This window comes from Alcanivorax sp. MD8A (assembly GCF_002888555.1).
Lineage (GTDB): Bacteria > Pseudomonadota > Gammaproteobacteria > Pseudomonadales > Alcanivoracaceae > Alcanivorax.
On sequence record NZ_AQOQ01000018.1, the window covers coordinates 37,291 to 49,672 of the forward strand.

General features: G+C 59.3%; 12 protein-coding genes. 6 read left to right on the forward strand and 6 right to left on the reverse strand.

Annotated elements, in window-relative coordinates:
- Positions 1-31: 31 nt before the first annotated feature.
- A complete protein-coding gene (locus A15D_RS10770) occupies positions 32-472 on the reverse strand; it encodes a 3D domain-containing protein (RefSeq protein ID WP_022983716.1) in 441 nt (146 codons plus the stop codon).
- A 27-nt stretch (positions 473-499) separates the two neighbouring features.
- On the opposite strand from A15D_RS10770, the gene A15D_RS10775 reads away from it, so the two are divergent.
- Complete coding sequence (locus tag A15D_RS10775) at positions 500-1,441, forward strand: alpha/beta fold hydrolase (RefSeq protein WP_102791962.1); 942 nt, start codon at positions 500-502, stop codon at positions 1,439-1,441.
- Positions 1,438-2,271, forward strand: a complete 834-nt coding sequence (locus A15D_RS10780) for an SDR family oxidoreductase (protein WP_022983718.1) — start codon at positions 1,438-1,440, stop codon at positions 2,269-2,271. Before A15D_RS10775 ends, A15D_RS10780 begins: the two co-directional genes overlap by 4 nt.
- On the opposite strand, the gene A15D_RS10785 is transcribed toward A15D_RS10780, so the two are convergent.
- Complete coding sequence (locus A15D_RS10785) at positions 2,266-2,871, reverse strand: ACP phosphodiesterase (RefSeq protein WP_102791934.1); 606 nt, start codon at positions 2,869-2,871, stop codon at positions 2,266-2,268. The genes A15D_RS10780 and A15D_RS10785 overlap by 6 nt on opposite strands.
- A 53-nt stretch (positions 2,872-2,924) precedes the next feature.
- Positions 2,925-3,263 (reverse strand): histidine triad nucleotide-binding protein, encoded by a 339-nt coding sequence (locus tag A15D_RS10790; protein ID WP_102791935.1) that lies wholly within the window; start codon positions 3,261-3,263, stop codon positions 2,925-2,927.
- A 211-nt stretch (positions 3,264-3,474) separates the two neighbouring features.
- Between A15D_RS10790 and A15D_RS10795 the strand changes: the two genes are divergently transcribed.
- Positions 3,475-4,383: a 6-carboxytetrahydropterin synthase gene (locus A15D_RS10795; RefSeq protein ID WP_102791936.1), complete on the forward strand. Its 909-nt coding sequence runs from the start codon at positions 3,475-3,477 to the stop codon at positions 4,381-4,383.
- Positions 4,384-4,478: 95 nt separating this feature from the next.
- Here the strand turns inward: A15D_RS10795 and A15D_RS10800 are convergent, their stop codons facing one another.
- Positions 4,479-5,426, reverse strand: coding sequence for a LysR family transcriptional regulator (locus A15D_RS10800; protein WP_102791937.1), 948 nt, complete (start codon positions 5,424-5,426; stop codon positions 4,479-4,481).
- Positions 5,427-5,804: 378 nt separating this feature from the next.
- Between A15D_RS10800 and A15D_RS10805 the strand changes: the two genes are divergently transcribed.
- Complete coding sequence (locus A15D_RS10805; protein ID WP_102791938.1) at positions 5,805-6,077, forward strand: Arc family DNA-binding protein; 273 nt, start codon at positions 5,805-5,807, stop codon at positions 6,075-6,077.
- 123 nt (positions 6,078-6,200) lie between these two features.
- Positions 6,201-7,430: a diguanylate cyclase gene (locus tag A15D_RS10810; RefSeq protein WP_102791939.1), complete on the forward strand. Its 1,230-nt coding sequence runs from the start codon at positions 6,201-6,203 to the stop codon at positions 7,428-7,430.
- A 149-nt stretch (positions 7,431-7,579) separates the two neighbouring features.
- Here A15D_RS10810 and A15D_RS10815 read toward each other — a convergent pair whose 3' ends face one another.
- Together A15D_RS10815 and A15D_RS10820 are read right to left on the reverse strand one after the other, a co-directional pair.
- Positions 7,580-8,392, reverse strand: a complete 813-nt coding sequence (locus tag A15D_RS10815; RefSeq protein WP_102791940.1) for a M23 family metallopeptidase — start codon at positions 8,390-8,392, stop codon at positions 7,580-7,582.
- Positions 8,393-8,649: 257 nt separating this feature from the next.
- On the reverse strand, positions 8,650-10,215 hold the full coding sequence (locus A15D_RS10820) for an HD-GYP domain-containing protein (protein WP_102791941.1): 1,566 nt from the start codon (positions 10,213-10,215) through the stop codon (positions 8,650-8,652).
- 241 nt (positions 10,216-10,456) lie between these two features.
- Here A15D_RS10820 and thrS point away from each other — a divergent pair, with 241 nt between their 5' ends.
- Positions 10,457-12,370: a threonine--tRNA ligase gene (gene thrS, locus A15D_RS10825; protein WP_102791942.1), complete on the forward strand. Its 1,914-nt coding sequence runs from the start codon at positions 10,457-10,459 to the stop codon at positions 12,368-12,370.
- Positions 12,371-12,382: the final 12 nt, after the last annotated feature.

The window sequence follows — 12,382 nt, forward strand, 5'->3', positions numbered from 1 at the left end:
CTGCAACCCGCCAGCAAGGAATGTCGTCTTGTCACTGCCCGCTCTCACGGGCTGGCACGGTGTACCGGATCACGACCTTGCGACGCCCCCATTCCCGCGCGGCCTCAATGTCCTCACCCATGTAAATATCGATTTTTTTCTTCCAACGCCGGTGCATTTTGTCTTTGACTTTCCAGGTTCCGGGCAACCCCTCGATCTCCACCTCGGTGTTATGGTCCAGCCCCAGCGCAATCAGGTCACGGGACACCGCAATGGCCTTCATGCCCGGCTCCAGCCTGTCTCCCCACGCCGCCAGGGCATGGTCCTTGCCGTGCCCCTGTCCGTGCAGGGAGTTGTACGCCGTCGCAGTGACCGTGAGGGTTTCCGGCTCGGGTTGTGCCTCGCAAAACGACACCAGCCAGGTCAGCGACACCACAGCCAATGCAAAGCCGCCCGCATTCACTTTCCGTTGCCTCGGCAGGGTTACACTCATTCTATGCTCCGTTTTCTGGTTTTCATTATGGTGTTGCCTTTGTACAGCGCCTGCAGTCAGCAGGCCTATGTGGAGACCCGCACGCCCATCGAGCCAACACTGACGTCGTGGGAGGCAGATCAACCGCCCCGTGGCGTGGTGCTGGCCCTGCACAGTTTCGGCGACTACCACGCCGCCTTTGATCAACTGCGTCCGCGCTTTGCCGAGGCCGGCCTGCTGCTGGACAGTTATGATCAGGCCGGTTTTGGTTCACGCCTGCAGCAGGGCCACTGGCCAGGGGAACAACGGCTGGTCGAGGATGCGGTACAACGCATCGATCATCTTTACCAAGCCTACCAACGACCGGTGTTCGTGTTGGGTGAAAGCATGGGCGGCGCAGTCGCCATCCTGGCCGCACAACAGCGCCCTGACAAAGTCGCCGGGCTGGTGCTGGCCGCCCCGGCGGTGCGAGAAGGCATCCGCTTGCGCTACGGCTGGAATGCCGCCATCGCTACCGTCGCCGCTATCGCACCCGGTTACCGCGTCACCGTAAGCCGTGACCCGGACGACCCGTCTCTGGCCCCTGCCAATGCCCGGCGGCTGGCCCGCGATGCCCTGGTCATGCGACAGGTCAGGCTGGACACCTACTGGGGGCTCATTCAACTGGCCGATACCGCCAGCAACCAGGCCTCCAGCCCGGCTTACCCCGAGTTACCCGTGATGCTGCTCTACGGCGGCAAGGACAACACGGTGCCGCAAGCCGGTATCGATGCCCTGCGCAGGCATTTTGACCCCCATCTGTGCTGGCAGTTTCAGCCACAAGCCCCTCACCTGCTGCTGCAAGGCAATCAGTGGCAGGCTACCGCGCAGCGCATTATTGACTGGATCCAGCAACAAGAGGCAGGAATTGGCCCCAGCAGCACGTTACAGATGTCGCCAGACTGTTACCCTGTCGCCACGGATGACAACCACAGGGAACACTCTCCATGAGCAAACGGGTACTGATCACGGGTGGCAATTCAGGTATCGGGCTTTGCACCGCGGAACAGCTGGCAGCACAGGGGGCCGACGTGACTCTGGCCTGCCGGAATATCAGCAAGGGCCAATCCGCCGTTGCCCGCATCAAGAACCGCTATCCCAATGCCGGCGTACGCCTGTTTCCGCTGGACCTGTCTGACCTGGAAAATGTCCGTGACAGCGCAGCCAGCCTCTATCGTGAGCTGGGCGCCATTGATGTGCTGATCAACAATGCCGGCGTGGTACCGACCCGGCAGGAGTACACCCGGGATGGCTATGAAATGCAGTTCGGGGTCAACTATCTGGCGCCCGTGCTGTTTACCCACTTGATGCTGCCACTGCTGCAAAAGGGGGAACAGCCCCGCATCCTGCATCTGGCGTCTGTGGCTCACTGGTTGGGGCGCATCAACAAGAAAACCTGGCGGGGCCGCAAACCCTACCTGGTGATGGATGCCTACGGACAATCCAAGCTGGGTAACATCCTGTTCAGCAATGTGCTGGCAGATCGGCTCCAGGAACTGGGCATCACCAGCAACGCCCTGCACCCCGGCGGAGTGGACACCCCCATTTTCCGGCATGTGCCCAAACCCATCATGGCGCTGATCAAGCCCACACTGACCACCCCGGAAAAGGCCGCCCGCCTGCCCGTGAGCCTGGCCCTCGATCCACAATATGCCGGCATCAGCGGTGAGTACTTTGCCAATTTCAAACCCGCCATGCGTTCGCCACTGGCCCGCAACCGCAAGCTGGCAGACACCCTCTATTACGACACCATGGCGGAACTGGGCCTGCCCGCGCTATAGCCGTTCAGGTGATACAGGCAGCTCAAGGGCTGCCTGCTCTACCGCCTCACGCAACTGCGGGTAAAACACCAGAAACCCGGCTTCCAGCGTTTCATAACGCGGTTCGATTTCCTCGACCATTCCGGCAAACGGGTTCGCAAAACGGATCCTGGCCGCGATGGCATCCAGGGCTTCTCCCACCTGCGACAGGCGGACGTACCGGTTTAGCAGATCATGCTCCAGCAGCCCTTCCATCCGGGGGCGCATGGTCGCCGGCATCATCGGCAAGCCCGCTTCCAGGTCCCGGTAGTGCTGCGCAATGGCTTCCTCGCGTGGCTCCGCATGAAAATCCGACCAGTGCTGCCACAGAAAATGATCAAACAACACATCCAGTGCCACCCCGGCAAATCGCCTGCGTTGTGCAGAAAAGCCTCGCCGCTGGGCCACGACCCAGGGGTGGTCATCGGTAAAGCGGTCCACCAGCAGGTGATTGGCCAACCCCCGTGCCACCGGACCAGACAGGGCTGAACGGTCCACGCCACGCAGGAAATCACCCAGCACATTGCCCACCTTGGAAGGCACGGAGGGCTTGGCCAGAGAAAGGTGCGCCAGATAATTCATGACACTGCACGGAGCGTGCCCAGTGAATACTCACACCGGGCCCGCGGCAGGATTCAGCCCGGCGGCCAGTTGAAGGAACGGCCGCCCAGTACGTGCACGTGAAGATGGAAAACGGTCTGGCTGGCGCCGGCTCCGTTGTTCACATTCAGACGAAAATCTTCCAGCCCTTCCTGTTTGGCAACCTGGCTGGCGATCAACAGCAAATGCCCCAGCAGCGACGCATCTTCGGCTTCGGCATCCGACAATTTGGGAATCGGCTTTTTGGGAATGACCAGAAAGTGCGTCGGCGCCTGGGGATTGATGTCCCGGAAGGCAAGGCACTGGTCGTCTTCGAAAATGATGTCGGCGGGAATCTCCCGGTCGATGATCTTGGAGAACAGGGTTTCAGCCATGGTGTGAATCTCTCCTGGTTAGCACGCCCCCAGCGACGGGACATTTACCCGCAGGATGTGCACTTCACTGAGTATCCGGTGTGCCCCGGTTCACAGCTCGTACGATAACTGCACGGAAAATAACCCAATACGGTGACGATCACCTTAGCGGCGGGTCAGAATGGTGGCATTATAGTGCTCTCTGAATCCATCTTTGATCAACCGGGACAGCATGGCGACACTCTTTGTTGAAAATTTGACCGTTGCAGATTTTTCCTACCTGCACCCCAAACGCGGCATGATCGGGGAATCCTGGCTGGTTGACCTGGAATTAAGTGGCGATCTGGACCATCAGGGCATGGTGTTCGATTTTGGCCACATCAAGAAATCCATCAAACGCATCATCGACGACAACGTGGATCACCGACTGCTGGTGCCGATGGATTGTGAACAGGTCTCCGTGGCCGAGCGTGACAACAACACCAGTCTTGAGTGGCAATACCGGGGCGGCACGATTCGCATGGTGGTGCCCAGCGAAAGCCTGTTGCTGATGTCCGGCCCGGAAGTCTCCAAGGCCAGCCTGACCTTGTACCTGATGGAGCTGGTACAAAGTGTCGTGCCCGAGAATGTCGCAGAGGTTCGCGTCATTCTGCGCGAGGAAGACACCGGTACCGCTCCCTACTACCACTATTCCCATGGCCTGAAGAAGCACGACGGCAACTGTCAGCGTATCGCTCATGGCCACCGCTCCAGCATCCATATCTTTGAAAATGGCCGCCGCAGCCGGTACTGGGAAAAGCTCTGGGCCGACCGCTGGGAAGATATCTATATCGGCACGGAAGACGACCTGGAAGGGACCTACTACATCGATGAGATTCCCCATCATCGGTTCCGGTACGACGCACCGCAGGGGCGTTTTGAGCTGGTGATCCCGGAAGATCACTGCTACCTGATCGACACAGACTCGACTGTGGAGCAACTGGCCGCCCACATTGCCGAGCAGCTTGCGGTAGAGGCACCCGGCAAACACTTCCGGGTACGTGCCTTCGAAGGGGTTGGCAAAGGGGCCATCGCCGAAGCGGGCGAGGATCTGCCCGGCCGAACCCAGTCGGGCTGGCTGACCGGTTCTGCCGTGATCTAGGGCCTGTCTGCAGAAGCCAGGAGCGCATCCTGACGGATCGCCAGCATGGCTCCTGCAGACAAGAGGGAAAAGGGATCAGCGTGGCGGCCGGCCGATTACTCCTGCGAGAGAATGCTTTCGGCTTCTTCCTGAATGAGCCGACGAAGCCAACGGTGAGCCACGTTGTGGTGCAACAATGACGACCACGCCATCTTCAGCTCGAACTCCGGAATATCGAATGGCGGCTGCTTGATCAGCAGCCGGGGGTTCTGTGCCTGCATTTTCGCCACCCGGGACGGCAAGGTGGCGACCAGGTCATTGTTCATCGCCAGCAAGGCAGGCATCTGGTAGTGGCGGGTAAAGATACTGATCTTGCGACTTTTACCCAGCAGCTCCAGGGCATGATCAATCCAGCCCAGCCCACCCAGTTTCTCCGGATTCATACCAAAGCCAACACCAAACCCGGTTTTCGATACCCAGATATGCTGGGCAGACAGATAACTCTCCAGATTGAAATCCTTTGCGATGGGATTATCCCGGTTTAGCAGGCAGGAAAAGGAGTCTTTCCAGAGATTCACCTGATGGAAAGACCCCGGCATCTCGTTGAACCGGTTCACCGCCATGTCCACCCGGCCCTGTTCCATGTCCTGGTAGCTCACATCCGAGGGAGTAAGAAAGTCGAGCACCACATCCGGCGCCTCGGCCCGCAGCCGCCGCACAATATGCGGCACCAGGGTCGCCTCGGCATAATCGCTGGTCATGATCCGGAACACCCTGCGGCTGGCCTCTGGCCGAAAAACATCTTCCGGGACGAACAGCTGCTCAGCCTGGGCCAGAATCTGCCGCACCAGCGGCCGCAGTTCCTGGGCCCTCTCCGTAGCCGTCATTCCTTCGCTGGTACGAATCAACAAGGGGTCGCCAAACATTTCCCGCAAGCGCTTCAGTGAATTGCTCATGGCTGGCTGGGTAATACCCAGCTGCTCGGCGGCCCGGGTCACATTTTGCTCACGCAACAGCACATCCAGGTACTTGAGCAGGTTCAGGTCCGCGCTAGCAATATTCATCGCTTGAATAACCTATCAAATCCACATCATTGAAATGGATTCTAACACCCCGTTCAGCCCCCCGGCCCGAACTATTTCCGGGCAGTGTCGCTACACGATGGTGCAGCGAGCTTCCGCCTCTCACCTCATGTGTTAACCAAGTCGCCCTTTCCACTAATAGCAAGCTGCCAGTATCGCCTGAAATCAAAAAAATGCGTAAGGTGTTGAACACCTGTTGAGGACAGCGCGGAACGGTAATACAAGCGTGAAACTCGTTCCCTCTGTCCCCTGGTGAGACAATTTTCCCTGTTTACCCCTTTCCCGCTGGCGTAGTCGACAGCCCTGCATACCGCAAAGGCAGCCAAGCATCAGGCCAACGGGAATGACTCAGAGGTTACTATGACGAACAGCGCCACCACGCGAACCGAGAAGTTCGTGGTGCGCTTCCCTTGCGGAATGCGTGCACAAGTGTCGACGGCGGCGAATCACAGCCACCGCAGCATGAATGCAGAAATCATCGCCCGGCTTGAACACAGCCTGGGCAACTGGCCCTCCACCTTGCCGCAGGGTGAGGCCGCCGTTCCGCAAGGATCGGAAGAAGCGTTTCTTCTTGAACGCTTTCGCCAGCTTCCCGTTGCCAAGCAACAGGCACTGCTGGCCTTGCTGGACTAACGGATACTCCCTGCCCTTTTATCCCGGCAGGGAGCCGCCGGGAAAACAATTTATGCTGTCGGGCAGCGCTTGCGATACCATGGCAATGGCAACTTCACGGAACGAACAGGAGCCCGGCCCGGCGTGACGGCAACACAGTCCCCTAACCCCTTGCCCACTGGCAGCGATATTTCGCTGCCCTGGCACTTGCGCCTGCCCAAGGCACTGGAAAAAGATTTTCGGCTTTATTTTCGAGCGTCTGTTGCCAAGGTCGCACCGGGCGCCTTCCTGCTGATTGGTGTCCTGCTTGCCTGCGCCATGTTGGTGGAATCGCTGGTCGGTGCCGAAATTATTGCCAGTTCCTGGCGCCCACGTCTGTTCACCCTGATGCTCACTGGCGGCTGCCTGCTCCTGGCCCGCAACCTCCGCTGGCGAGAATGGTTGCACCCCGCCACTCTCACTCTGGGCATTACCATTGCTCTCACCGGGAACTACCTCGGTTACACGGTTGATCACCCGCTGGCCTACACCTTCTATCTGCATACACCGATGGCCGTGATCATGATTTGCACCCTGATCCGCGTGCCCTTCTATCAGGCGTTAGGGTGCTCGCTGGCCATGCTGATTGTACTCTGTGCCACCATGCTGCTGGACCCAACCCCGGTAGCATTCGAGCCGCTGACGCTGATGCTGGTAACGCTGGCATTTTCCAGCATGAGCCTGTTTGGCCAGTACGTGTATGAACGGCTGCTTCGTCAGCACTTCCTGTCAGAACATGTGCTCTTCCAGCACAGGGACGAACTGCACTCTGCCAACCTGATTCTGGAAAACCAGGCCACCGTGGATGGCATGACCGGCTGTATCAACCGTCGCGGCATGGAATCGCGGTTGAACCACCTTTATCACCTGCTCAAGCAACAGAGCCCGGAAGCCCCGGAACGGGTAACGCTGATGCTGTTCGATATTGATTTCTTCAAGCAGTACAACGACACCTATGGTCACCCCGCCGGCGATGAGTGCCTCAAGAAAGTCTCCAGCGTTCCTCTGTCCATGGTGCAGGCAGAAAAAGACTTCGTCGCCCGCTACGGCGGCGAAGAATTTGTGATCGTGCTGACCGACTCCAGTTTCAACGATGCCCTGGTTTTTGCCGAGCGCATGCGCAACCGCGTCGAGCAACTGGGCCTGCCTCACAGCGGCTCTCGCATCAGCCAGGTGGTCACCATCAGCGTCGGCGTCGCCTGCTCAGACGGCCAGGCCGACAACGGTGCCGAACTCCTCAAGCTCGCCGACGAAGCCCTCTACCAGGCCAAAGGCGCAGGCCGTAACCGGGTGGCGCTGATGAGCAACCAGGGGCTGGTAGAGATGCTTAATTAATAGTTAATAATGAATAATTAATAGCTGCGCGAGCAGCTCTTGTCTTCATACCAAGCAATGAGGCCGCGCCCAAACTCTGGGCGCGGCCTCATGCGTTGCAAAACATGAAAAACCGTCTCGCGACGTTATTAATTATTCATTATTAACTATTAATTCATCTGTGGAACTACCGTCACCGGATCCAGCTTCTCCTCAAACCAGTTGAGTCGCCAGTCCAGGTGGGGGCCCGTGGCGCGGCCGGTGGCGCCGACTTTGGCAACCGGGTCGCCCTGCTTGACGGTCTGGCCTTTTTCTACCAGTACCTCACTCAAATGAATCATGGTGGACGAGACCCCATAGCCATGATCCAGAATCAGGGTGCCACCGGAGTAGTAGTTATCGTTCTGGACCAGGGTCACCACCGCATCGGCCGGGGCAACCACCACCGTGCCGGTGGGACGGGCCACATCGACGCCGTAATGGGGGCGGCCCGGCTTGCCGTTGTAGACCCGCTGGCTGCCATACACGCCACTGATTCGCCCGGTCAACGGCCACTGGAAATTCGTCAGGAACGATTCGCTGTCAGAATCCGTCGCTCTGGCGGCTTTGATACCTGCGGCTTCGCGACGAATACGTTTGAGCACTGCCTCCGGGGGAGGCTCCACCGTCCGCTGGGGCACCCCTTCCACACGCTGGATGTCGTACTCACGCTGGCTCAGGGTTACCGACACTTGCTGAGTCGCCTCCCCCTTTTGCAAAACCAGAGTCTGTTCCAACGCCGCATCGCGGCCGAAACCGACCGCAAAAAAACCGTCACCCGTGGTTCGCACCGATTTGCCAGCCAAGGACACGGAGACTCCCGGCGCCACCTGCCCGCGCAACAGTGTGCCCTGGGTGCGCTCACCGTTCAGGGACAATAGCCAGTCGCCGGCGAAGGCGGGACTCACCAGCAGCAATGCCGCCAGCACGGCAAGTATTTTCATGCTTTGCAATTCTGTCTCCAGATAGATACACCGACACAACAATCTTTACCCACCCTGGCGGCGAAGCCAATGAGGGAGCCAGCACGCTGGCGATAGAGCATTCCCGATGCCACATCGCTTGCAAGCAAGCTCCCACAGCGGGGCGGGGGCAGCCGAACTGTGGGAGCAGTGATTCCACCGCGAATAAGGAGCCGGCCGCAGCAATCACGGTCGGACGACCGCTCCCACTTTGCCGTTCAGCCTCCAGCGCGAGCCAGTTAGCCAAAGGCCGAGCCATCCTCCACATCCAGCTGTACCGGGTCCAGATGCATTTCGCCATAACGGCGCCACACCCGGGAATGGATAAACAGCTGATACAAGTCGGGATCCAGATGGTGGTTATCGCGCATGCGCTGCATGATCGCCAGCGCCTCACTGAGTTTCAACGGCGTCTTGTAGGGACGTTCCTTGGCGGTCAGCGCCTCAAACACATCGGCGATCGCCATGATTCGGGCAGGAATGGACATCTGCTCGCGGGTTAGCCCCAGCGGAAAACCGGTACCGTCCATTTTTTCGTGATGGCCACCGGCGTATTCCGGCACCCGTTTCAGCTTGGCCGGAAACGGCAGAGAGCCCAGCATATCCAGGGTCACATCCATATGGCCATTGATAATCTGCCGCTCCTCCGGGGTGAGCGTGCCGCGGGGGATGCACAGGTTTTTCACCTCATCCTCGGTCAACAACGGGCGGCTCTGGCCCCAGGCATCGGTCCAGGTTCGCTGGGCCATATCCTTTACTCGCTGCTGGTCGTCCGGCGGCATGCGCTCGCCCCCCCGGTTGATCCGCTCCAGAAAAGCGAGATCGGCGGTCAGCGCATCGATTTCCTGCTCCATGCGCTCGCGCAAGGAAGGCTCCAGCTCAGGGGTCTGCAGACTTTCCTTTTCATACTGGAAACGGATTTCTGCCCTCAGGGTGGCAAAGCGGCTGGCCACTTCATCAATACGGTCGTGCAGAGTATGCAGCTTGGTGGATTTATCGAGCACCGAATCGGGGGTCGCCAGCTTGCCACAGTCATGTAGCCACGCGGCTACATGCAACTCGTACCAGCCTTCCTCATCGAGCTGAAAGTCCGCGAAATTGCCCTCATCGTCACAAGCCGCCTGCGCCAATAGTTCGGTAATCACCGGAACACGCTGACAATGGGCACTGGTATGGGGACTCTTGGCATCAATGGCCTGGGCCAACACCTTGATAAAGGCATCCAGCAGCTCCTTGAGCTCCTGCACCTGGCTAAGGTTACTGAGTGCAATGCCGCCATAGGTCAACATCGACTGGAAAATCAGGTGACCGTGTTCAAGCCGTTGCAGGTTACGGGGGACCGCTTTGCGATACAGCAGTTGCAACACCCCGGTGACACGCCCTTCGTGGTTATACAGCGGCCACAATTGCAGGGCCTGGGCATCCGGGACCAGCGTTTCCAGCACGGTGCGGTCCGGCTCCGCCAACGGCTGCTTGTCCAGCACCACCGTCTGGGGCTCGCCCACCTGAAAGCAGGCCTCTACCAGCCCGCCCGCGTCCAGAGGACGGAACCAACGGGAGGCCTCGCGAAACTGCGCCGCGCCCGGCGCCCGACACAGGCACCGCAAGCCTTCCCCTTCTCGGGCATCATCGTACAGCCAGGCCACTCCCGCATCGGCACCACACAGGTAGCAGGCTTCCCGTAACAGCGCGTCCAGCAGGCGCGGCACATCTTTTTGTTCACTGAGATGCTGTGCCACCTTCAGCAGGCGGGGCAACAGGGACTCATCAGCTGTCGTCTGCGTTTGCGGCACAGGCGTGGTCATGGGCTATCCAGCTCCCGTATATCATCCATTCATACCGGCCACATCGCGGCAACCGGCCTGTATCAAGCATAAGGCGGTGCTTTCATTCAGGCAAAACCCGGATCTGCTGCCTACCGGGCCCCGCCATACGTCGAATAATCGCCGACAGGCGCTCGCTATCATGCTTAACGCCTTGAAGCGCAAAGCCTGATTGCCTACCATCTGCCGGTTCCGAGCCAATCACCTGGATTCCTTGTCACCCATGAGTGTGAGCTACCAACTGCCCGATGGGGCAACCATGGAGTTTGATCAGCCGGCCTCCGCCCTGGAGATCGCCGAGCGCATCAGCAAAAAACTCGCCAAACAGGCCCTGGCCGCCAAGGCCAACGGCAACCTGATCGACGTGTATCTGCCTATCGAAGCAGGTGCCACGGTGGAAATTGTCACCCGTGACACCGACGACGCTCTTGAGCTGATCCGTCACGATGCTGCCCACGTCATGGCCGAAGCGGTGCAGGAACTGTTTCCGAACACCCAGGTGACCATTGGCCCGACCATCGAAAATGGCTTCTATTACGACTTCCATCGCGAAGAGTCGTTCACCCCGGAAGACCTCAAGGCCATTGAAAAGCGCATGCAAGAGATTGTGCGCCGCAACGAGGAAATACGGCGTGAAGTCTGGGACCGCGACGAAGCCGTGCAGTTCTTCCTCGACAAGGGCGAAGAGTTCAAGGCAGAAATCATTCGCGATTTGCCCGCCGATCAGGAAGTGAGCCTCTACCGCCAGGGCGATTTCATCGACCTGTGTCGTGGCCCGCACTTGCCCAGCACCAGCAAACTGGGTGATGGCTTCAAGCTGACCAAGGTCGCCGGCGCCTACTGGCGCGGTGATGCTACCAAAGCCCAGCTGCAGCGCATCTACGGCACCGCCTGGCGCGACAAGAAAGAACTGAATGCCTATCTCAAACAGCTTGAGGAAGCCGCCAAGCGCGATCACCGCAAGCTGGGCAAGGAAATGGACCTGTTCCACCAGCAGGAAGAAGCCCCGGGCATGGTGTTCTGGCACCCCCGCGGCTGGGCCATCTGGCAGAAGGTCGAGCAATACGTGCGCAAGGTATACCGCGACAGCGGCTACCAGGAAGTACGGGGTCCGCAGATCATGGACGTGAGCCTGTGGAAGCGCTCCGGCCACTGGGACAACTACCAGGAAAACATGTTCTTCACCGAATCCGAAAAACGGACCTACGCGGTGAAGCCCATGAACTGCCCGGGCCATGTCCAGATCTACAACGCTGCCCTGCACAGCTACCGTGACCTGCCGATCCGCTACGCGGAGTTCGGAGGCTGCCACCGTAATGAACCGTCAGGTGCGCTGCATGGCATCATGCGGGTACGCGCCTTTACCCAGGACGATGGCCATATTTTCTGTACCGAAGATCAGGTAGAAGACGAAGTCACCGCCTTCCACAAGCAAGCCATGGCGGTCTATGCGGATTTCGGCTTCGAGAATATCTCGGTAAAACTGGCCCTGCGCCCGGAAAAACGCATCGGCACCGACGAAGCGTGGGACAAGGCCGAAAACGGCCTGCGGGCAGCCCTGAGCAATGCGGGCGTTCAGTGGGAAGAGCTGCCTGGCGAAGGCGCCTTCTACGGACCCAAGATCGAATACCACCTGAAGGACTCCATCGGCCGTGCCTGGCAGATGGGCACCGTGCAGTTCGATCCCATGATGCCTGAGCGTCTGGATGCGGAATACGTGGATGAACATTCCCAGCGCCAGCGCCCGATCATGCTGCACCGCGCCATCGTGGGTTCCATGGAACGCTTTATCGGTATCCTCATCGAGCACCACGCCGGCCACCTGCCGCTGTGGCTGGCCCCGGTACCGGTGGTGATTGCCACCATTACCAACGCCGCCGATGACTATGCCGAAACAGTGAAAGCCAAACTGGAAGCCGCCGGCGTGACCGTGGAAATGGATCTGCGTAACGAGAAAATCGGTTACAAGGTGCGCGAACACTCCCGCGCCAAGGTGCCGGTGATTCTGGTGCTCGGCAAACAGGAAGAAGAAGAGCAGCAGGTGGCCATTCGCCGTCTGGGCTCACAGGCGACCGAAACTGTCGCCCTGGACGAGGCCGTAGCCAACCTGGCGGCGGCTACCCGTCTGCCGATCTAACGGTCGGACGTC

Excerpts from the sequence above, each read along its gene's own strand:
- A15D_RS10770 (WP_022983716.1), bottom strand. The coding sequence starts at position 472 with ATGAGTGTAACCCTGCCGAGGCAACGGAAAGTGAATGCGGGCGGCTTT.
- A15D_RS10775 (WP_102791962.1), top strand. The coding sequence starts at position 500 with ATGGTGTTGCCTTTGTACAGCGCCTGCAGTCAGCAGGCCTATGTGGAG.
- A15D_RS10780 (WP_022983718.1), top strand. The coding sequence starts at position 1,438 with ATGAGCAAACGGGTACTGATCACGGGTGGCAATTCAGGTATCGGGCTT.
- A15D_RS10785 (WP_102791934.1), bottom strand. The coding sequence starts at position 2,871 with ATGAATTATCTGGCGCACCTTTCTCTGGCCAAGCCCTCCGTGCCTTCC.
- A15D_RS10790 (WP_102791935.1), bottom strand. The coding sequence starts at position 3,263 with ATGGCTGAAACCCTGTTCTCCAAGATCATCGACCGGGAGATTCCCGCC.
- A15D_RS10795 (WP_102791936.1), top strand. The coding sequence starts at position 3,475 with ATGGCGACACTCTTTGTTGAAAATTTGACCGTTGCAGATTTTTCCTAC.
- A15D_RS10800 (WP_102791937.1), bottom strand. The coding sequence starts at position 5,426 with ATGAATATTGCTAGCGCGGACCTGAACCTGCTCAAGTACCTGGATGTG.
- A15D_RS10805 (WP_102791938.1), top strand. The coding sequence starts at position 5,805 with ATGACGAACAGCGCCACCACGCGAACCGAGAAGTTCGTGGTGCGCTTC.
- A15D_RS10815 (WP_102791940.1), bottom strand. The coding sequence starts at position 8,392 with ATGAAAATACTTGCCGTGCTGGCGGCATTGCTGCTGGTGAGTCCCGCC.
- A15D_RS10820 (WP_102791941.1), bottom strand. The coding sequence starts at position 10,215 with ATGACCACGCCTGTGCCGCAAACGCAGACGACAGCTGATGAGTCCCTG.
- thrS (WP_102791942.1), top strand. The coding sequence starts at position 10,457 with ATGAGTGTGAGCTACCAACTGCCCGATGGGGCAACCATGGAGTTTGAT.